Raw genomic sequence first — 21,207 nt, 5'->3', positions numbered from 1 at the left:
AGGTCCAACCCCTATACGTAAATTCGTTACTCTCCATTATATGCGAAAATAGCCCTGTTACCAAATCACAAAAATAAAAGATGTCCCTCACCATAGCTAATGGCTTACGGGACATCTTTTATTTCTTATTCATCACACCATGCCCCAGCCTGTCGGTCAGTCTGGGAGCTAACTGATACAGCTTGAGAAAAGGAGATACCCACCGTGGCAGATTAACCTCCTCCTTGCCAAGCTCCATCGCTCTTACGATATGCCGTGCTACCTTATCTGGTTGTAGCATAAACCAGCTTACATTTCGAACATATCCTCCTGAAGGATCTGCCAGTTCAAAAAACGGTGTGTCGATCGGCCCGGGGTTAATCGTCGTTACAGTCACTCCACTCCCGCGCAGCTCTTGCCGGAGCGCATTGCTGAAACCGAGCAACGCATGCTTCGTCGCCGTGTAAGAAGACGATTTGGCTGTCCCGATTTTCCCAGCCATTGATGCTACATTGACAATCTGTCCATGGCCCCGCTCTGTCATTTGCGGCAGAAACGCCTTGATGCAGCGAACAACACCCATGTAGTTCACGTCCATCATTTGTTCAAATTCCGTCAGGTCGGTTTCATTAAAATACTCAAACTTTCCGTAGCCCGCATTGTTAAGCAATATATCGACCCGTCCGTACTGTTCCAATACTCGGGCAGCAACAGCCTCTACCTGCTCCTGGCGGGTGACGTCCAGTTGGATAAGCTCATGTCTGCCGCTGATTCCCGCAGATACTTGCTTCAGTCGCTCCTGTGAGCGTGCTGTTAAAATAGGAATCGCGCCCTTTTCGCTTAACAACTGAGCGCAAAGGGCGCCAATCCCACTAGATGCACCTGTAATCACAACTATCTTGTCCTGTAGTATACTCACGGTCATCCCTCCGCATTAAAGAAACTTGCTCCTTTAATATTAAGAGATCATCACCTGAATATCCAGCTCACCAATTCCTTCCACCGTAAGCGGAATATAAAGGGCACGCTGAGGCACAAAAGTGGTCAAGTTTTCTGATTTCATGACCTGCGGAGGCGTAATATCCACGACAATTCCCTGACTGGACAAAATCGTACTGGCATTACCACTAATCATATTGCCCAATTCTGAAATTGCGCTTTTTCCCATCTCATCAATTTCAGTCAACACAAATCCGCCCATCATCGCTGATACCATACGTAGCGCCACCTGTTCATTCAGGCCGAACACAATATTTCCGCTAAGCTGTCCGGTCATCCCGATCATAATCCAGATGTGGTCGTCCACCAGCTCGACATTTTTCACACCAAGATTTCCGGGTGAAGGAGATACTTGGATCAATTGTTCAATGACCCGTCGCGCCGACTCCAAAAAAGGATTTATCACTTCTGCCTTCACGATCAAAGCGCCCCTTTACGATGGGCTTTTAGACACACAACAAAAGTCCCATTTAAATTAGAATTTTTTAATTAAATATTACTGTAAAACGAATCGATCCTCAATAAAATGCTCTCTATATCACTTATCGACAGCTACCCGGTAATTTTTTATAGCTAAACCACAAAAAATGTGAATAATGTCCTATATCTTTCTTCTTACCGGTTTTAGATTGATTATTTTTGAAGGATATCAGGACTTTAGTCTTTATTTCCCAATATACCACACTTTAAGGTGCTCTGCTTCGATTCATTGCCCTTCCTGCTCGAATAACCTATAATTTAATGAAATAAAGCATAACGACGGTTTTACATATGAACCTATGGATTGGCTAAAAATATTCATTCTATACAGCTGCGACAAGATTAAGAAAAGAGAGGAGGAACTTCATGAACATCAGTCAACTTGAAACACTTATCATGATTTCCAAAACGATGAGCTTCCGCAAAGCCGGAGAACTTCTCAATTTGACGCAGCCGGCGGTGTCCGCCCAAATTAAAAGTCTAGAGGATGAGTTCAAAACCATTCTGATTGACCGCAACCAGCCTGTCACCCTGACCGACCGGGGAGCTGTTTTTTTGGAACACGCCGAGCGCATATTGGAGGTTGTTGAGGAATTAAGACAAAAATTGTACGATCTAAACGAAACACCACAGGGTCACATTGCGCTGGGTACCACAACATCCATCGCTATTCAAATTTTACCGCGCGTGCTTTCCTACTTTCAGGATCAGTTCCCTCTTATCAAAACCTCCATTCAATCCATGGCTTCCTCCATGATTTATCAGCAGGTGGAGAACGGACTTATTGATGTTGGCATCGGCTATCTGATCGAACGTAATCCTAATTTAAGCACTTCGGTTCTGTATTACGATTCCTTTGAGCTAGTCGTGTCTCCTACTCATCCGCTGGCTTCACAACCCCATGCTACCATTGAAGCCCTTCGGGAAATTCCGCTGATTCTGCTCTCTCCCGATACGGTGGGACGAAAATTCGTGGATGATGTATTTAAAAAGCACCAAATCGTGCCTCATGTCGTGATCGAGTTGTCCAGCAGTGAGGAAGTCAAACGGATGGTCGAAATTAATCTCGGTGCTGCCATTATTTCCAGACTATCGGTCACTTCTGAACTGCGTGCAGGCACATTAAAAATGATCCATATTCCCGAGCTGGAAGTTAGTCATCCTGTAGGAGTGATTTATAAATCCGGCCGATATCTAAACTCAGCCATGCAGCAATTTTTAAGTGATCTGAAGGGGATGCCGGAGACGAATTTTACCAGTTCTGAATAACGTAATTCACTATGAACACCATACGAAATATAAACCCTGATTACGAAAGGAAGACAGGCTATGAAATTTGATCTGCACACCCATCATTTCCGCTGCGGTCATGCAGACGGAAACATTCGAGATTACATTGAAGCAGGCATTCAGTCGGGCTTACAAGCGATTGGTATTTCGGACCATTCCCCTTTCTTGGGCAGCGAACAAGATCAGGCTTTTCCTAAAATTTATATGGCTAAGTCACAGCTTGCTGAATACGTAGAAGAGGTACAACAGCTTAAAAAGGAATACGAAGGCCGTATTGACGTGCTCCTCGGTTTGGAAACGGATTATTTTCCTGATTTTGCTGAATTATATCGTTCCACTCTGGCTCCTTATCCATTTGATTACCTCATTGGGTCGATTCACAATGTCGAAGGGGACAGCATTTTTAACCGTAACCGTTGGAACAAATTAAGCGATGCTCGTAAAATCGAGGTCAAACAAGCCTACTATGCGCTCATTCAGGAATCTGCGCGAAGCGGCATGTTTCAGATTTTAGGCCATATTGACGCAATGAAGGGGAACTTCCCTGCCTTTTCAGACATTCCTGCTGATGCAGCCATTGATGAAACCTTGCGGGTAATTGCGGAATCCAATGTGGCGATTGAAATTAACACTTCGGGTAAAACCAAGCTAAGTGGCGGATGGTACCCGTCTGCTTCTATTTTAGAGAGAGCGCACCATTTTGGTGTGGAGGTTACTTTTGGTTCGGATGCTCATAAGCCTTCGCGTGTAGGCGATGACTGGGAAGAGGTAAAGGCAATGCTGAAGGATATCGGCTTCCGGGAATGGGTCTATTTTAAAGAAAAACGTAAAATTCCTGTGGCGCTTTAAAATTCAAGGTGGGAATTGCCGCTCCGCAAATCATTTGATCTTACGAACGCTGCTGCAATGGGATTGTTGGGGATTGTAATTTATAAGGTGATAATTCCATTGCAAAGGCGAACGCTTAGCAAGATTATGACATCTATGTGTGAGGAGAATTACATATGCACTTGGAAGATCCTATGGACAAGCTTAAAAAGCTAAAGCATGACATCACGCGATTTATGCTCATTTATAAATTTGCGCTCGACGAAATGGAAACCAAGATTGAAATATTAAAGCAGGAATTTCAAGCATTGCACGATTACAGCCCTATTGAGCATACCAAATCACGCCTTAAATCTCCTGAGAGCATCATGAATAAAATGATTCGTAAAAATAGCGAGTTATCGCTGGATGCTATCAAAGATCATATTAAGGATATCGCAGGTTTGCGAATTACTTGCTCTTTTATTTCTGACATTTATGATGTCAATAACATGCTTCAGAGACAAAGTGACTTGAAGGTACTGGAAATTAAGGATTACATCAAGAATCCCAAGCCGAATGGTTACCAGAGCCTGCATTTGCTGGTTCAAGTTCCTGTATTCATGTCGGATTGTGAGGAGCTAGTCTGCGTAGAAGTGCAAATTCGAACCATTGCGATGGATTTCTGGGCCAGCCTGGAGCATAAAATCTTTTATAAATACAACCAGTCTGTGCCCGAAAACCTGACACGTGAATTAAAGAACGCAGCAGATTCCGCTAATGCTCTCGATCTTCAAATGGAGCGACTGCATCGTGAGATCAAGGAGATTAAAGACGCTAGAGGTGAAGAGGACTCCATAGAGGAGCTTCGGAAGATTATGATTAATAATCAGCAAATTACGGTGCCGGCCAATTTCTTGAAGCTTCTAGGAGAGTAAGATTAGGCGGTGCTCAACGCTATGCGAATGATTTGATCTTATGATCGCTGTTGCAACGGGATTCACTGGATATTATAAGCCCTTTAAAGGGTAGAATCCCATTGCAAAGGCGAGCGCCTGCGCTTCTTCAGATTCAAATTCTCCACTCCTGTTCAAATTCATCTGCCCCCTCAGGACATGCGACTCCACTACAGCCTATGATCCTCCTCTTTTTACTTAATTGTTAGATAAACTATGTAACTAAGAGCACTTCATCAAACTCTTTTCATTCGCTCTGTATCCTTAACAGTCATTATTTCGTCTACCTTAATATATAAGGAGTGATGTAAGTATGAAAAAGATACTTGTTTTGGGTGGAACGCGCTTTTTTGGCAAGAGACTGGTGGAACGTCTGCTGGAGAGCTCCCAGAACTCCGTTACCATCCTCACACGAGGCCAAACGAGCGATTCGTTTGGTGACCGCGTTCAGCGGATCTGTGCAGACCGTACCGACCGGCAAGCGCTCGCTGAGGCGGTAGGTGAGCAAGTGTGGGACGTTGTTTATGATAATATTTGCTTTTCTCCAGATGAAGCCAGCGAAGCCTGCCGCATTTTTGATGCTAAAGCCAAGAGGTATATTGTTACCTCCAGCCTATCCGTCTATGATTCGAGCCCGGAAGTGCTGACAGAGAGCATCTTTGACCCTCAATCTTACCCGGTTCGCAAGGGCGGGAAAGACGATTTTACATATCAGGAAGCTAAACGGCAGGCAGAAGCAGTTTTTATGCAGCAAGCTACATTCCCTGTAGTCGCTGTTCGCTTTCCGATTGTATTGGGGACAGATGATTATACGAAAAGGCTTCATTTTCATCTCGAACATGTTCGTGAAGGAACAGAAATCGGAGTCCCTAATTCCGAAGCACAAATCTCATTTATTCGATCCGATGAAGCCGCAGATTTTCTGCTTTGGCTCGGTCACACTCATTTATCAGGTCCTGTAAATGCTTGCTCCGACGGTACAGTGAGGATTGGGGAGATCATTTCGATCATTGAGCAGACAACAGGAAAACAAGCTGTGGTGAAAGAAAAAACAGCAGACGAGCACATGTCTCCATTCGGTATTACACAATCGTGGTACATGGATACGTCCAAAGCCCAGTCAGAGGGGTACTCATTTCTCTCCCTGAATGAATGGCTTCCAGAGCTGATAACCAGCCTGAACCGTTCTTATAAATCATAAAAAAAGAGGACCCGAAACTTCGGGTCCCAGCAATATATATATGATTTAAAGGGGGTCATGTCTATGTTGTACCCACTGTATGTTAAAGTAACTTTGCAGTTATGTTTCATTTTTGTAACAAAATGAAATACAAATGAGCGCAGCCAAGGCAAGAAGACCACTCGCCGTCACAGCGATAGAGAATGCCCTACTACAGAATAACAAAAAAAGAGGACCCGAATCATCGGGTCCCAGCAACATATATTATTCAAAAGGGGGTCATGTCTGTATTGTACCCGTCCTGTGTTAGAGTTGTTTTGCAGTTATATTTCATCTTTGTAACAAAATATTCCACTGCCATTTCTACGCATAATCCCCTTGGGTCATTGAAAATACCAATACACTCGGCACCTCGCCTGAGGGATCATAAGCACCAATTGTACGCAGCAGGCGCATCTTATTTTTAATAAGTACGCGCATGGAAGCCTGATTATCCTCTTGGCAACGACTTTCGATCCGCTTAAGCTTCAAAGATCCGAAACCAAAATTTAGCATTTCTCCCACCACTTCTGTAGCCAGCCCCTGTCCCCAAAAAGGACGATCCAGAATATAGCCCAGCTGTGCCTCACCCGTTCTTTCATTCCATTGCTGAAAAGAGACGATACCGAGCAACGGTGAGGAGGTAAGCTCATTGGATTCACCAAGTAGATTGCTTTCTCCTGTATTTCTCTGATGCCACTCCACCGCAAAATGCAGGGAATCTAGTGAATCAGCAGATATTTTAATTTGCGCAACCAGACGCCGCATTCGTGTATAAACTGGTTTGCGAATTCGATTCACATATTGGATCACCAATGGATCGGATAGAATCCGTTCCAGCGCGGGATAATCCTCCGTTCTTAGCTGGCGCAATCGGACTCGGCGGGTGTAAAGCTCCGGTAGCCCAAGACGAAGCATTTCTCTGGTCAGCACAATGTTCCCCCCTGCGGATGGATTGGCTTTTAGAAATGAATGTTTCATATTAATCCAGGTCCTGAATCCCGCGGTAAATTCCTGTGCGCAGCTCTCGAATATAATACGGCAAAGAAGGCACAGCAGCTTCCTCCGCTTGTTTTACCGCCAGTTCTATATCATAAGGTACACGTACAAAATGAATGGAGAAGGACGTAGGCTGCTCCTCTCCCATCTCACCCTCTAAAATGCAGTAGGAAGCCTGCGTAACATCCAACGGATTCCCGACACTGCCGACGTTAAAAAGGGTTTTTCCCTGAAAATGCTGGATAAAAGCATTGTGCACATCACCATATCCCACGACATCTGGGGCAAAAGCAACTTTTCCATTTTCTTCTGCTAACGGATCGAACATGGCAAGCCGTTTTTCCGGCTCATCCCATGGCTGCACACGGTGATATACACTTTGCGGCGAGGCATGCACCAGACGGATACGGCGTCCGCTCATTCTGAAATCATAATGAAACGGTAACTGTGCCAAATACTGCACTCGTTCTGCACCCAAGCGCTCGGCTTGCCAGCTAAAATTGAGATCATCCGTAATACTAACCAGCTCATCCCAATTCCCCCGCACGACCACTTCACAACGTTGACGGACAGCATCCAGAACCTCGCACGGGCTAGGCCCTTTGCCGATCAGATCCCCCAAACAAAACACACGGCTAATGCCTCGGGAAGCAATATCCTCCAGCACCGCCTCACAGGCAGGCCAATTGCCATGAATATCTGAAATGACAGCAATACGATCCATCTGAACCTCACTCCTTTGTCCGAAACGACTACATCTCTACACTACATTCAAGCCATCTTTATGTAGTTCCAACATATATGATAAAGATGAAAAAAAGATCATGGCCTATTGGCCGGATTTTAGCGTAATGACACTAAGCTCCGGTCTGCACAGCACGCGAATCGGCAAATGTGTCATGCCAATGCCTCGGCTGACATACAGCGGCATTCTCTCTGTTCCCACATGAAATAACCCCTGGATGTACTTGCGTCCACCCGGAGGCGGCATTGGTGCTCCAATGACCGGCAAGCGTACCTGTCCTCCATGCGTATGCCCCGACAGTTGAAGATCAAAGGACATTTGCGCCGCTACATCTGCATAGTCCGGCTCATGCATCAGCAGCAGCTTGCACATCTCATCAGGTAGCCCGTGAATGGCACGCTGCGGATTGGGCTTGCCCATAATGTTATCCTCTAAACCGACCATGGCTACATGCTGTCCCGCAAGCTCTACAATCGCATGCTCGTTTCTCAGCAGCGTAAACCCGGTTTTCGGATACAATTCCTGAACTCCGGCTGGTAAGCCTCTATAATCATGATTGCCCAAAATAGCATATTTGCCAAGTGTGGCGTGCATCGAAGCCATAACTGGAACAGCAGCCTTCATGGATACTGCATAGTCATCTACAATATCGCCTGTAAAACAGAGCAAATCTGGCTTCAGACCTGCTATACGGTCCGCAAGCTCGCGCAGATCCTGCTCATCCATATGAAAACCCAAGTGCACATCACTGAAATGTACGACCCTGATTCCGTCAAAAGCAGACGGAAGACGAGGGAGAGTCAAGTTGAAGCGTGTAATTTCCAAATGATTAGGCTCCCATAAGGAAGCATATCCTCCAGCCAGAAGCGCTGTTCCGGCTGTGGCTAAAGCCGCCTTTTTCAAAAAATGACGGCGCGAAGGATTGGCTGGTTCATTTGAAATGGAACGCCGCGAAGAACCGGGAGGGATAGCGGCCCCCTGATGCGGGCCATCCTGACTCTCGCGGCGGGTGTGCGGCGTCTTCTCCATATGCGTTCCCCCTTGCGATCTATTCCTTGATCTCACTTTTTAGAAACTCTTACTGTCCAGAAGCTTTAGCGATGGGTGGACAACCACTGCTCCGCATAGTCTACCAAATCACGTTGCCTCGCGAAAAAACATGAAGCCTCTCCAATGTTCACTCGCGTAAAAGCTGAGGGACAGTCCCGTTCAAAATCAAGTCCCAGCTTCTCAAAGTCATCTGAGGTAATATTAAAATCCTGAAAAGATACCCACGCTTTTGCTCCATCCACCATCATAGGAGCTTGATGCATGATCACTTCTCGTCCATTATAGGCTGTTCGATATTCCGCCAAATGCAAGGACGTGTTGCTGTCATGTCCGCACCCCAACAGCAGCACATAGGCATCTGCCTCATACAGCTTTGCCAAGGGCGAATGCTCACCCAGCCCATAGTCGAGCTGATGATCTGTCAGTAATCCCAAAGCAGCAGGTCCACGTGCCGCCAGAGAAACATGCGGATGCCCGCTGCGCTTGGTTCCCGGCAGGCCACGGAACGTTTCTACAATGATGCCCATCCCCCCGGTCAGCGTCCAGGCCGGATCATAAGCGGGCATTTCCTCGCGTACCAATTCCCACCATGACTCGTCCAGAGGTGGGTTCATCCAAGTCGAGGGATCAGTCAAGTCATGAGACTGTGTCGGCATCACCAGCGTCCCTTCCGGGCCAACCGCTTCGGTTAGCGCGGCAAGAATGGCCGAGGCCCCGCCTGGAATAAAGCATCCAAAGCTGCGCATCGACGAGTGAACAAGCAATGTCATGCCGCTCCGAACTCCCAGCTCCTTTAATCCCTTCATGACATCCGACCTAGTGACAGGTCGATTCGTTATCGGTTGCACAGTCACCTGTCCAGCCTCCTTTTCTCCAAAAACGATACACAATACCATAATTATACCATAACTGCTATCCGCGCTCCTTCCTCCATGTTACCCTCCATCTTTTCTGAGCGCAAAAAAACAGGCTTTCTCCAGTTTGAGAAAAAGCCTGTTTGGGCATAACCTATTTGCTATACAGTCAGCCAGCGCTTGAACATATGCTTGGTCGTTTCCTTATTCATTTCGGCAATAGAAGTTGTCAACGGAATGCCTTTCGGGCAAGAGCGTACGCAGTTTTGCGAGTTCCCGCATCCTTCCAGCCCATCGTCCGTCATCAACGCCTCCAGCCGCTCTTCCTGATTCATTTCCCCTGTCGGATGGCTGTTAAACAGGCGAACCTGAGATATCGCCGCTGGTCCGATGAACGTCGTCTTCTCGTTGACGTTCGGGCAAGCTTCCAGACAGACACCGCAGGTCATGCACTTGGACAGCTCATACGCCCACTGACGCTTCTTCTCTGCCATTCTAGGACCAGGGCCCAGATCGTAGGTACCGTCAATCGGAATCCACGCTTTGACCTTCTTGAGCGCATTAAACATCCGGCTGCGGTCGATGACCAAATCCCGAACTACCGGGAATGTGCTCATCGGCGCGATCGTAATCGGCTGCTCCAGCTTATCGACGAGTGCTGCACAGGCCTGACGTGGCTTGCCGTTAATCACCATGGAGCATGCTCCGCATACTTCCTCCAGGCAATTCGACTCCCAGCATACCGGAGCCGTCTCTTTACCGTGGCTGTCCACCGGGTTACGCTGAATTTCCATCAGCGCGCTAATCACATTCATCCCCGGACGATAAGCTAATTCGAATTCTTCCGTATAGGGACTGGCTTTAGGATCAGCTTGACGGGTCACAACGAACTTCACTGTTTTATTCGACTTCACTGCTTGCTCCGACATCTAAATACACTCCCTTCCGTTATTTGTTCTTGGAATAATCCCGAATACGCGGCTTGATCAGCGAAACATCCACCGCTTCATACGAGATTTGTGGTCCTTCCGGTGTCCAGTCCGCAATCGTTGTTTTCAGGAAATCCTCATCGTTGCGATCCGGGAAGTCTGGTTTGTAATGGGCCCCGCGGCTTTCGTTGCGCAGTAGCGCACCTTTGGTCATCGCTTCAGCCAGCTCCATCATATTCCACAGTTGCCGTGTAAACGCCGCACCCGCATTGTTCCAACGCGAAGCGTCATTGATGTTAATGTTAGAGTAACGCTCCTTCAGCTCCTTGATCTTGTGGATCGTAGCTTCCAGCTTGTCATTATAACGAACCACAGTCATGTTGTTCGTCATCCACTCACCCAGCTCTTTATGAAGAACATAAGCATTTTCTTTTCCGTCCATATGCAAAATACGCTCATACTTCTCCGTCTGCTGATGAACTGCCGCATCAAATACGGAGGTAGCTATATCCTGTGCAGATTTTTTCAAGCCTTTAATGTATTCCACAGCCTTAGGTCCAGCCACCATCCCGCCGTAAATGGCTGACAGCAACGAGTTCGCACCCAAACGGTTCGCACCGTGATATTGGAATTCACACTCACCAGCCGCGAACAAGCCCGGTATATTCGTCATCTGATTGTAATCGACCCACATACCGCCCATTGAATAATGAACAGCCGGGAATATTTTCATCGGGATTTTGCGCGGATCGTCACCGACGAATTTTTCATAAATTTCAATAATGCCGCCCAGCTTTACATCCAGCTCTTTCGGGTCCTTGTGGGACAGATCGAGGTAGACCATGTTCTCGCCATTAATACCCAGTCCATCATCAACGCATACACTGAATATTTCACGTGTCGCAATATCACGAGGGACCAGATTTCCATAAGCCGGATACTTTTCTTCGAGGAAATACCATGGCTTACCGTCCTTATACGTCCAAATACGACCGCCTTCTCCCCTTGCCGACTCGGACATGAGACGCAGCTTGTCATCACCTGGTATAGCCGTCGGATGAATCTGGATAAACTCACCGTTCGCATAGCGTACGCCTTGCTGATACACTGCACCGGCAGCCGTGCCCGTATTAATGACGGAATTCGTGGTTTTACCGAAAATAATCCCGGGGCCACCAGACGCCAAAATAACTGCATCCGCCGCAAAAGTCTTCACTTCCATCGTACGCAAATCCTGCCCGCAAATCCCTCGACAGATGCCTTCATCATCCAGTACAGCCTGTAAAAACTCCCAGTTCTCGTACTTGGTCACCAAACCCGCAGATTCCCAGCGCCGTACCTGCTCATCGAGAGCGTACAGAAGCTGCTGTCCTGTCGTCGCACCGGCAAAGGCGGTCCGATGATGCTGGGTACCGCCGAAGCGGCGGAAGTCCAGCAGTCCTTCCGGTGTCCGGTTAAACATGACGCCCATGCGGTCCATGAGATGAATGATCCCCGGAGCCGCTTCGCACATCGCTTTTACCGGAGGCTGGTTGGCCAGAAAGTCCCCGCCATAGACTGAATCATCAAAGTGAATCCAGGGTGAGTCCCCCTCACCCTTGGTATTAACCGCACCGTTGATGCCGCCTTGAGCACAAACGGAGTGGGACCTTTTGACCGGAACCAAAGAAAATAAATGAACGTGAACTCCCGCCTCTGCCGCCTTGATCGTAGCCATTAGACCTGCCAGACCGCCGCCCACGACAATAATGTTGGATGCTGCCATTTCTGCTCACTCCTTTTTTTCAGGATTTTAACCAAATCCCCTTTTACGTTTGAAAATAGAATCTCAACACGATGTATAATTGATATGAGTCGTTTATAGTAGCTGTTTAAAAGCGCCGCATTGCACCAAGGCAGTTGCCGTTTCCTGAAATTCCGCACTGCGGAATGCAAGCAGGGAAGCGATGAAGCCGATAGACACCACCACGAACAGGGTCATACAGATATAAGAAGATACTTTTTGCGCACGTGGTCCCACGGTAATCCCCCAACTAACCATAAATGCCCACAGTCCGTTAGCAAAGTGAAAGGATGCCGAAACGACACTGATTAAATACAAAATGAAATAAACCGGGTTCGTCACGATGCCATGCATGACTCCGCCTAGCTCCTCATGGGTTACATTACCCAGAGCCACCTGAAAGCGCGTGTCGTATACGTGCCAGATAATAAATACAAATGTAATGACGCCGGAAATACGCTGGAACAGAAAGCGCCAGTTACGTGAATAGCCGAATCTTTTGACATTCGGGTCAGCCTGATAAGCAATATACAAGCCATAAATTCCGTGGAACAGTAATGGCAAGTAGATGAATAACGTTTCTAGCACAATAACCAGTGGCAAACCATTCAGGAAGGCCACGCTGCGATTAAATCCTTCCTTGCCGCCCTCCACCGCTGTGAAGTTCGTCACCAAATGCTCAACAAAAAATAGAGCCAGCGGAATGACGCCAAGAAGCGAATGCAGCTTTCTGGAATAAAATCCTCTCATCTAGGTCATGCTCCCTTCTCCCGATAATAGCGTTTTCAATAGTAATATAACATATAAATTGACAGTTTCCGACAGGAAATGTCCAACAAGGTGTCCCTTATAAGGAAAAACAAAAGTGTGAACATCTTGTGTCGCTTTCATGTTACTCCTTTTCGGCTTATAATGGAATTGCAATATACGTATTAATTATTATGTCTTTTTTGCATATAGAGAGGAAGTGGATGATTTGTTTGAGGATTTGAACGCTTTTGCCGTCATTGTCGAGCAGTCCAGCCTGAATAAAGCCTCCAAACTGCTGAATCTGTCCCAACCTGCCCTGTCTCGCAAAATTGCCAAGCTGGAGGAAGAGCTGGGTGTGAATCTCTTTGATCGTCGGGGCAAACGGCTCGAAATTACGTCCACTGGCCGATTTGTTTATACATTCGCGCTAGAGCAACGGCAACGACAGCTTCGCTTTTTACAAAAGCTGTCCCAGCACAAAAATGAAGCCCAGAGTATGCTTACACTCGGCGCAAGCCTCACGACGCTCCAAACGACGCTGCCTACCCTCGTCGAAGCTTTCATGAGCAAGCATCCTCAAACCGAGCTGAAGCTGCTCACCGGTAAAACCCATGAAATCGTCGCCTTTGTACGTGACAAAAAAGCAGACGCCGGTATTGTCGGGTCTGCCATTCATGAAGCTGGACTGCGTTGCATTCCGCTATTTGATGATCATTTGGAGCTCGTCGTTCCCATCGGACATGAATTAACGGTCAAGACAGGAACAGCCTCGATGAAAGATCTGCAAGGATTGCCGATGATTATTTTCTCCAAAGGGACCTGGTACCGCAGTCTGACGGATGACTTGTTCCAGCGCAGCGGCATCATGCCGGATATCCGTATGGAAATCGACTCTTTCGAGGCGATTGTACGCCTGCTTCCAACCTGTAAGGCTTCAGCCTTGCTGCCCAAATCCTATTTGCGTAGCGAACTATTGCGGGATAATGGACTCACTGCATTGTACTTGCCCGATTTGAAGGAGACACGCCGAACGACCTCCCTCATTTACTCGGAGACGACCGATCTCGGTCCGACAGCACGACGCTGGATTAGCGAGACACGGGCTTCGTTTGCAGGCTACCGTATGGTGTAGAGGGTTTAATCCTCTTCATTAACATTAACAACCTCATCCTCAAAGCGACCGATATTGTCATTCGAACCGATGATGACCATAATATCGTCTGCTTTTAGCCGATCCATAGCCGTCGGTGCGATCAGGATACCGTTCGCTGTATGAAGCGCCACGACGCTACAACCAAAGCGAGTACGGGCATTTAGCTCTGCTAGCGTTTTGCCATTCAGACATGCAGGTACATTGAGTTCCACAATACTGTATTCCTTAGACAACTCCAAATAATCGAGCAAATTAGGCGTGACTAGCTGGTGAGCCACCCGGATACCCATATCCCGTTCTGGATAAATAATCCGGTCCACACCGAGCTTTTCTAACGCACGCCCGTGCAGCACAGATATGGCTTTGGCTACAACTTTTTTCACACCCAGCTCCTTCAGCAAAATGGCGGTGAGGATGCTTACCTGAATGTCATCACCAATAGCAACAATGCCACAATCGAAATTACGGATGCCCAGTGATCGCAACGAGTCTTCATCGGTAGCGTCCGCCACGACAGTATGTGTCAACATCTCACTCATACTGTCCACAACATCCTCATTCCGGTCAATGCCTAGCACCTCGCACCCCATATCCACCAATTGCAAAGCCAGGCTTGAGCCAAACCGCCCCAAGCCAATAACTACAAACTGCTGCGTTTTCATATCTACTCGAAAACTCCCTTATCCTATAATCATTTTACCTTCCGGATGACGATATAATTCTTTACCCTTTTTCGGCCCCAGTGCATAAGCTAGCGTGAGTGGCCCCAGTCTACCTGCAAACATCGTCAGGGTAATCACCAGCTTACCTATGACTGTTAAATCAGGTGTAAGCCCCATCGACAGCCCCACCGTACCAAACGCAGACACCGTCTCAAACAAGATCATCAGAAAATGATGATCTTCGGTTGCCGACAAAATCATGGTCACCCCGATCACGAACAGCAACCCCAGCAGTGTAATGGTCAAAGCCTTGTAAATTCGTCCCTGCGCAAGTCGGTACTTGAACAGTACAATATCTTCCCGCCCCCGCAGCATCGAAATCACTGCTCCAATGAGCAGGGCGAATGTTGTGGTCTTAATCCCGCCTCCAGTGGAGCCAGGGGAAGCCCCAATAAACATGAGTATGATGATAAAAAACTGCGTAGCCTGCCGCAAGCCTGCGATGTCCAGCGTATTGGCACCTGCGGTACGGGGAGTAACGGACTGGAATAAAGATCCCAGTAGCTTACCACCCCAATCAAGCGAGCCAAGAGTCTTTGGATTCGTAAACTCAAATACAAAAATCACGAGCGTGCCGACTACAATCATAGCGCCCGTCATGCTGAGTACCACCTTGGTATGCAAGGACAGTCTCTTGCGCTTGCGATATTCTGCCAGGTCTGACATCACTACAAAACCAATGCCGCCAGAAATAATTAGAAACATTGCGGTAAAATTAACAATCGGATCATATACATAACCTGTCAAGCTGCGAAATTCACCGAATAAATCAAAACCAGCATTGTTAAACATGGAGATGGCATGCCAGATTCCAAAATAAATCGCCCTGCCTACAGGCATATCAAAGGACCAGCGAACCGAGAATATCGTAGCGCATACGCCTTCAATAACCAGTGAGTACAGTAATACCTTACGGATTAACCCGACAATTCCCTCTACAGAAGTCTGATTCATCGCTTCCTGCAAAATGAGACGCTCCCGCAAGGAAATCCGACGCTTGAACACCAGTGCAATCAAGGTAGCCATGGTCATAAAGCCAAGACCGCCGATCTGGATCAGCGCAACGACGACAACTTGACCAAAAGTGGTAAAAAAGAGCCCGGTATCCTTTACGACAAGCCCGGTTACACAGGTCGCAGAGGCGGCAGTAAACAAAGCGTCTATAAACGCAAGTGGCTTTCCTGTTGTATTGGAGATCGGCAGCATTAACAATAAACTACCTATAAGAATGATAATGGCAAAGCCCGCAACGAATATCTGCGGTGGAGAAAGCCGAAGCCAGCTTGCATTGGGATTCATCTATTCATCACTTCTCTCCTAATCCTTAAAACTATAAAAACAGTGATTTAATACGGTGTAAGCTCGCTACGCGTTCCATTTGATCTTCCGATCGTCGTTGCCCCTGAATTTTTTGATTTTTCCAAACCTTAAGTAACTATAATTAGCATTCCCTGAATACAGGAAGAATGCATGTCAAGCACTACTCGGCCCCCTGTGCTATTGGCGGGCAGTAGCGAAAGGGGCAGAATTGTTCTGAAGAAGCGAAGCGTTTGCCTTTATCTCCGGATTTTAACCATTAAAGGGGGTATACAATCAAAAAATCCGGGGATAACAGCAATCGGAAGAATAATCTGCACCCGCAGCGGTCTAACCAATCCAAACACTTTTATACGCACAAAAAAAGACACCGGAAAACCGAGTGCCTGACTTGGTTCCTGCTCATAGCCTACGAGGTTAGCTGACGGATTCGGGCAGCACAGTATGCCCTATTTACACTTCCGATCCAGCAGGATCGGTTGTAAAATTCACCCCAGTAACATGGTTCCCCCGTTTTCCCATAGAAATTCGGCTCAACTGTATATCATTACCTATGTATTTCATAGGCATTGCCTCAAGATTATAATCCTTCTATATCCAGATCACAAAACCAATTTCGCCGAAAAAACGTGAAATTGGCTTTATTTTGCGAATGGGCATCGTTTAATCGCAGCTTATCTAATTTTATTGGAACTTTAAAGTGCTTTCACTCTATTTTCATGAATATCGCTGGTCTGTTGGCGGGAACCTGTGCAGTATGATATCTTTAATGGATGTTCTTATTTACAGATTAAGGAGGAAACTCATGAATCCTATCGGGAAACCGGTCGTGCTCACGGCCAACTTCAAAAAATTAGGCTTGCTGGGCGGGATTGGCCTGATTTGCTTTTTTATCTTTCAATTGCTTATTCCCTCGCTTAGCAATCCGAGTCCAGAATCAGTAATGAACGCAAAGGTCATCAGCAAACAAGAAGCGGTCATACACGCATTGGACTTCGCCCGCTCCGAGCTGGGCTATACTGAATCACAGCCTGAGGAGCCTGTCGTGACCTATCAGGCCGAAACAGATTTGTACGGTTATTTATCTAGAGAAAAACTGCTTCAACAGTACGACCGTACATGGAAAAAACGTTACCCTTACGAAACCTTTCGGGTCGATCTGCCTGAATCCTCAGCGAAGAGTAAACTGCAAATTCATGTGGATTTATCCACTGGGAAGGTCGTTAGCTTTAAACGGATCACCTCCAATACCAATTACACACAGGCTGATATTTCTACGGATGAACAAGCACGTAACAGGCTTGTACGTGTGGCTGAGGACGGCATGACGCTCGAAGCCAAGGAGCAGGCGGCCGGAGTATGGGTCAAGCGCTTTGGCTTTAAGCCGTCGGATTTGAAGCTCTCGACCACTGAACAAGAAGGCGGATTAAAGTATACCGTAGACGATAAAAAAATCGGCGCCTCGGTACTTACACTGGCTTTTACTTTTGAAGACGGTGATGTTCGCTCCTTCACCCAAAGCTTTTCGGCCCCGTCGTCCTATACCGATTATATCGAAAAGCAAACATTTTGGGCGAATTTGATGACCTATGCGGGTTATGCCCTATTTAGCTTTGTACTGGGTGTACTTGCCATTGTGTATGCGTCACTCACCCGACGACATACTTCATTTGTACGCGGCATTGTTCTATCCGTTGTATACTTTATTGCTAGTATAGCTGGGACCATGAACATGCTGCCTTTATTGCAAGCAGAAGCAGGCGGTAAGGGCATGCTTATATTTCTTATGGTTTTCCAGATTGGTGTTACCTTCGTCATGGCTGTAGCGCTCTACTTCTCCTTGGTCGGCGGTGACGGGCTTATGCGTCAGGTTGGACTGAATGCATGGCCGCGTGCGAAAGAGCCGGGCTACGGGCTGTATGTGCTTCGCAGTATGTATGTTGGCTACTTGTGGGCCTTTATTTTGCTCGGGGTACAATCCATTTTGTTCTTTATACTGGAGCGCACATTTAATACATTCTCCACCACAGATGCCACGCAATCCCCTTATAATATGGCTTATCCATGGCTACTGCCGATTATGGCCTGGATGGCAGGTATTGGAGAAGAGACTGTCTACCGTCTGTTTGGTATTCCGATGGTCAAAAAAATAGTAAAAAATACTTTTGTTGCGTGTCTGATCACCACGCTGATTTGGGCACTGGGACATACACTTTATCCAATCTATCCGGTGATTTCCAGACCTATTGAGCTGACTTTTCTTGGTTTGCTGTTCAGTTTTGTGTTCCTGCGTTACGGCTTTATTGCCGCCATGTTCAGCCACGTTATTTTTGACAGCATTTTAATGGGACTTAGTGTGATGAGCCTGGGAGACACTGTGAATGTGAGCGCTGGTCTATTCTGGATCTTACTTCCAGCCATCGTGGGTTACATCATTTATTGGTTTAGTCCTAAAAAGCCAAATCGAATTATGTTTGAACCTATAAAAAAAGAGGAGCCGTATTCTACGACTCCTCCTCCCGAAGGGCAGCTATAATCTGACGCGCAAGCTTATCCCCAATAGAGAGAGGCCGGAAGTCTTCGACACTGGCCTCTCTTATTTTTTTGAGCGATCCAAAATGCTTAAGCAGTAACTTACGCCGTTTCTCGCCGATGCCTGGAATAGAGTCCAGCCGGGAAGTTACCATAGATTTGCCGCGTTGCTCGCGGTGGAACGTGATGGCAAAACGGTGAACCTCGTCCTGAATCCGTTGCAGCAGATAAAATTCTTCGCTATTGCGTGCAAGTGTCACGGCCTCAGAGGACTCTCCCACTAATAGTTGGGAAGTTCTATGTTTGGCATCCTTCACCAGACCACACACAGGAATGAACAAACCCAGCTCATTTTGCAATACATCGGTCGCCGCCTTAATTTGTCCACGTCCACCATCGACAACGATCAAGTCGGGACGTTCCAAATTTTCCTTAAGCACACGTTCATATCTACGTCGGATAACCTCACGCATCGTTTCATAATCATCGGGTCCCTGCACAGAACGGATCTTATATTTTCGATACTCCTTCTTGGCAGGCTTGCCATCAATAAACACGATCATGGCTGAGACTGGATCGGAACCCTGGATGTTGGAGTTATCAAACGCCTCCACCCGGTGCAAGCTATCCAGCCCAATGGCACGTCCGAGATTGCTTGCAGCTTTGGATGTCCGTTCCTCATCCCGCTCAATCAGCTTAAACTTCTCGTCCAAAGCAACACGTGCATTTTCCGTCGCCATGCCTGTCATTTGCTTTTTCAGTCCACGCTGCGGTACAAGTACCTTTACATCCAACCATTCAGCCAGAGCGAGAGCCGCCGTACTCGGGTCCTCCAGTCCACCGGATAGTTGGGTTTCTGTTTCCTTTACTCCGGTATCTTGGTCACCAACTTGGTCTTGATTTGTTGCTGCATAAGTCGCTCGTTCTTCAGCCACCAGCAATGAGTCAGCAGAAGGCTCTGTCTCCGTTTGTATCGCTTTCTCATCTGTCTGTCCGGTAGCATCGGTTGTAGCTGCACTGTGGAGTACAGTTTCTGCCGCAACCGGTTGATCGACATTGACCTGTTCTGCCTGCATCAGCCTAGGAGAATCTGGCAGCAATATTTCTTGCGGCACTGCCGGGTTGTCACTATAATATTGCGTCACATAGGACATAAAATCACTGTAAGCTTCACCGTAGAAAGGAAAAGTCGACATATGGCGCTCGATCATTTTACCTTTGCGGACATATAGGATTTGTACACACATCCAGCCCTTATCTACTGAAAAACCGAATACATCTCGATCCTTCGCATCCGATGTGGTGATTTTCTGCTTTTCCATCATCGCGTCGATGCTGATAATCTGATCTCGCAGCTCCTTGGCCCGCTCAAAGTACAATTCCTCTGCGGCCTCCTGCATTTTACGCTGAAGATCCTTTTTAATTTCCTCATGTCCCCCGCTTAAAAAGGAACCAATCTCCTGACCAATCTGGTCATACGTTTCCTTCTCGACCTCTTTCACACAAGGCCCCAAACATTGATGCATGTGATAATACAGGCATACTTCCTTGGGCATTACACCACACTTGCGTAACGGATACATACGATCAAGCAGCTTCTTCGTCTGATGTGCCGCGTAGGAATTGGGGTACGGTCCAAAATATTTTGCTTTATCTTTCAGAACGCGACGGGTCACCTCCAGCTTGGGGTGTGCCTCGTTCGTAATTTTCAAATACGGAAAGGTTTTATCATCCTTCAATAGCACGTTATAACGCGGCTGGTACTTTTTAATGAGGTTGCACTCCAAAATGAGCGCCTCCATATTACTGCCTGTAACGATATATTCAAAATCACGGATATCGGAAACCAATCGCTGCGTCTTGCCGTTATGGCTACCTGTAAAATAGGAACGGACCCGGTTTTTCAACACTTTGGCCTTGCCGACATAAATAATGGTGCCTTCGCTATTCTTCATCAGATAACAGCCTGATGCATCCGGCAGTAACGCTAATTTGTGCCGTATGTTCTCCAGCGCCTTCTCCTGATTCTGCAAGTCCTCCGCATAAGGTTTCATTCGCCCGGTTCCTCCTTCCATTCTTAATGATTACTCAACTAACTACTCATAATATATAGGAATAATACACAAAAACGCCCCCGGTATTTACAACCGGAGGCATTGACCTTTCATGGCCGCTCCACCAAGCCCCCGCGGGAGCATGGGTCACATGCGATGATTATTGGTGTTTAGTAAGCATGCTTTTCAGTGCTTCTTTGGAGTTCAGACCTACCACTTTATCGACAGGCTGTCCGTCTTTGAAGACGATCAGGGTAGGAATACTCATCACGCCGAAACGGGAAGCAGACTCTGGATTTTCATCCACGTTCACCTTCGCGATTTTGACGCTGTCGCCAACTTCTGTGGACAGATCCTCCAGAATAGGAGCGATCATTTTGCAAGGACCGCACCATGGCGCCCAAAAATCAACCAAAACGGTTCCTGTGCCTTCGACTTCTGCGTTGAAGGATTGATCGGACACGTTAACAATTGCCATTGTATGTTCCTCCTTTATAGAAAAGTCAAGATTATTATAACCTGTAATGTCTGTTTCGACACCTTTTAATTATATCACAATAGTCTTTTAATTGTAAGATATCAAAATAGC

The 21,207-nt window shown here is 47.0% G+C and carries 19 protein-coding genes and 1 riboswitch; of the genes, 6 read left to right on the top strand and 13 right to left on the bottom strand.

Annotated elements, in window-relative coordinates:
* Nucleotides 1–118: 118 nt before the first annotated feature.
* Complete coding sequence (locus tag JOD82_RS17310) at nucleotides 119–898, bottom strand: SDR family NAD(P)-dependent oxidoreductase (protein ID WP_028541460.1); 780 nt, start codon at nucleotides 896–898, stop codon at nucleotides 119–121.
* Between the two features lie 39 nt (nucleotides 899–937).
* Entirely contained in the window at nucleotides 938–1,396 is a 459-nt protein-coding gene (locus JOD82_RS17305; protein WP_061830098.1) for a chemotaxis protein CheX, read from the bottom strand.
* Nucleotides 1,397–1,824: 428 nt separating this feature from the next.
* Between JOD82_RS17305 and JOD82_RS17300 the strand changes: the two genes are divergently transcribed.
* The 4 genes from JOD82_RS17300 to JOD82_RS17285 all read left to right on the top strand — a co-directional run bounded on the left by JOD82_RS17300 (nucleotide 1,825) and on the right by JOD82_RS17285 (nucleotide 5,712).
* Nucleotides 1,825–2,727: a LysR family transcriptional regulator gene (locus JOD82_RS17300; RefSeq protein WP_023990132.1), complete on the top strand. Its 903-nt coding sequence runs from the start codon at nucleotides 1,825–1,827 to the stop codon at nucleotides 2,725–2,727.
* Nucleotides 2,728–2,787: 60 nt separating this feature from the next.
* Nucleotides 2,788–3,597, top strand: coding sequence for a histidinol-phosphatase (locus JOD82_RS17295; protein ID WP_209949719.1), 810 nt, complete (start codon nucleotides 2,788–2,790; stop codon nucleotides 3,595–3,597).
* Nucleotides 3,598–3,752: 155 nt separating this feature from the next.
* Complete coding sequence (locus JOD82_RS17290) at nucleotides 3,753–4,493, top strand: GTP pyrophosphokinase (RefSeq protein ID WP_209949718.1); 741 nt, start codon at nucleotides 3,753–3,755, stop codon at nucleotides 4,491–4,493.
* A 331-nt stretch (nucleotides 4,494–4,824) separates the two neighbouring features.
* Entirely contained in the window at nucleotides 4,825–5,712 is an 888-nt protein-coding gene (locus JOD82_RS17285) for an NAD-dependent epimerase/dehydratase family protein (RefSeq protein ID WP_209949717.1), read from the top strand.
* A 342-nt stretch (nucleotides 5,713–6,054) separates the two neighbouring features.
* On the opposite strand, the gene JOD82_RS17280 is transcribed toward JOD82_RS17285, so the two are convergent.
* The 7 genes from JOD82_RS17280 to JOD82_RS17250 all read right to left on the bottom strand — a co-directional run bounded on the left by JOD82_RS17280 (nucleotide 6,055) and on the right by JOD82_RS17250 (nucleotide 12,840).
* Entirely contained in the window at nucleotides 6,055–6,663 is a 609-nt protein-coding gene (locus tag JOD82_RS17280) for a GNAT family N-acetyltransferase (protein ID WP_209949716.1), read from the bottom strand.
* A 49-nt stretch (nucleotides 6,664–6,712) separates the two neighbouring features.
* Nucleotides 6,713–7,453 (bottom strand): metallophosphoesterase family protein, encoded by a 741-nt coding sequence (locus tag JOD82_RS17275; protein ID WP_025724028.1) that lies wholly within the window; start codon nucleotides 7,451–7,453, stop codon nucleotides 6,713–6,715.
* A 105-nt stretch (nucleotides 7,454–7,558) separates the two neighbouring features.
* On the bottom strand, nucleotides 7,559–8,503 hold the full coding sequence (locus tag JOD82_RS17270; RefSeq protein ID WP_209949715.1) for a metallophosphoesterase: 945 nt from the start codon (nucleotides 8,501–8,503) through the stop codon (nucleotides 7,559–7,561).
* 65 nt (nucleotides 8,504–8,568) lie between these two features.
* The gene (locus JOD82_RS17265) at nucleotides 8,569–9,378 is read right to left on the bottom strand and encodes an AAC(3) family N-acetyltransferase (RefSeq protein ID WP_209949714.1); all 810 of its coding nucleotides are present in this window, start codon (nucleotides 9,376–9,378) and stop codon (nucleotides 8,569–8,571) included.
* Between the two features lie 161 nt (nucleotides 9,379–9,539).
* Nucleotides 9,540–10,307 (bottom strand): succinate dehydrogenase iron-sulfur subunit, encoded by a 768-nt coding sequence (sdhB, locus tag JOD82_RS17260; RefSeq protein ID WP_013311795.1) that lies wholly within the window; start codon nucleotides 10,305–10,307, stop codon nucleotides 9,540–9,542.
* Nucleotides 10,308–10,326: 19 nt separating this feature from the next.
* Nucleotides 10,327–12,072, bottom strand: coding sequence for a succinate dehydrogenase flavoprotein subunit (gene sdhA, locus JOD82_RS17255; protein WP_061830109.1), 1,746 nt, complete (start codon nucleotides 12,070–12,072; stop codon nucleotides 10,327–10,329).
* A gap of 93 nt (nucleotides 12,073–12,165) precedes the next feature.
* Nucleotides 12,166–12,840 (bottom strand): succinate dehydrogenase cytochrome b558 subunit, encoded by a 675-nt coding sequence (locus JOD82_RS17250; RefSeq protein WP_061830110.1) that lies wholly within the window; start codon nucleotides 12,838–12,840, stop codon nucleotides 12,166–12,168.
* A gap of 226 nt (nucleotides 12,841–13,066) precedes the next feature.
* Between JOD82_RS17250 and JOD82_RS17245 the strand changes: the two genes are divergently transcribed.
* Complete coding sequence (locus JOD82_RS17245; protein WP_028541456.1) at nucleotides 13,067–13,972, top strand: LysR family transcriptional regulator; 906 nt, start codon at nucleotides 13,067–13,069, stop codon at nucleotides 13,970–13,972.
* 5 nt (nucleotides 13,973–13,977) lie between these two features.
* On the opposite strand, the gene JOD82_RS17240 is transcribed toward JOD82_RS17245, so the two are convergent.
* Complete coding sequence (locus JOD82_RS17240) at nucleotides 13,978–14,655, bottom strand: potassium channel family protein (protein WP_028541455.1); 678 nt, start codon at nucleotides 14,653–14,655, stop codon at nucleotides 13,978–13,980.
* 18 nt (nucleotides 14,656–14,673) lie between these two features.
* Nucleotides 14,674–16,014, bottom strand: a complete 1,341-nt coding sequence (locus JOD82_RS17235) for a TrkH family potassium uptake protein (protein ID WP_209949713.1) — start codon at nucleotides 16,012–16,014, stop codon at nucleotides 14,674–14,676.
* Between the two features lie 409 nt (nucleotides 16,015–16,423).
* Nucleotides 16,424–16,576: riboswitch (cyclic di-AMP (ydaO/yuaA leader) on the bottom strand.
* A gap of 261 nt (nucleotides 16,577–16,837) precedes the next feature.
* Here JOD82_RS17235 and JOD82_RS17230 point away from each other — a divergent pair.
* Complete coding sequence (locus JOD82_RS17230; RefSeq protein ID WP_209949712.1) at nucleotides 16,838–18,568, top strand: CPBP family intramembrane glutamic endopeptidase; 1,731 nt, start codon at nucleotides 16,838–16,840, stop codon at nucleotides 18,566–18,568.
* Here JOD82_RS17230 and uvrC read toward each other — a convergent pair.
* Nucleotides 18,537–20,618 (bottom strand): excinuclease ABC subunit UvrC, encoded by a 2,082-nt coding sequence (uvrC, locus tag JOD82_RS17225; protein WP_209949711.1) that lies wholly within the window; start codon nucleotides 20,616–20,618, stop codon nucleotides 18,537–18,539. The genes JOD82_RS17230 and uvrC overlap by 32 nt on opposite strands.
* 160 nt (nucleotides 20,619–20,778) lie before the next feature.
* A complete protein-coding gene (gene trxA, locus JOD82_RS17220) occupies nucleotides 20,779–21,096 on the bottom strand; it encodes a thioredoxin (protein WP_010347861.1) in 318 nt (105 codons plus the stop codon).
* Nucleotides 21,097–21,207: the final 111 nt, after the last annotated feature.

The organism is Paenibacillus sp. 1182, from assembly GCF_017833915.1.
Lineage (GTDB): Bacteria > Bacillota > Bacilli > Paenibacillales > Paenibacillaceae > Paenibacillus > Paenibacillus polymyxa_D.
Note: the sequence above shows the minus strand (reverse complement) of the source record. Positions and strands in the feature narration are given on the sequence as shown.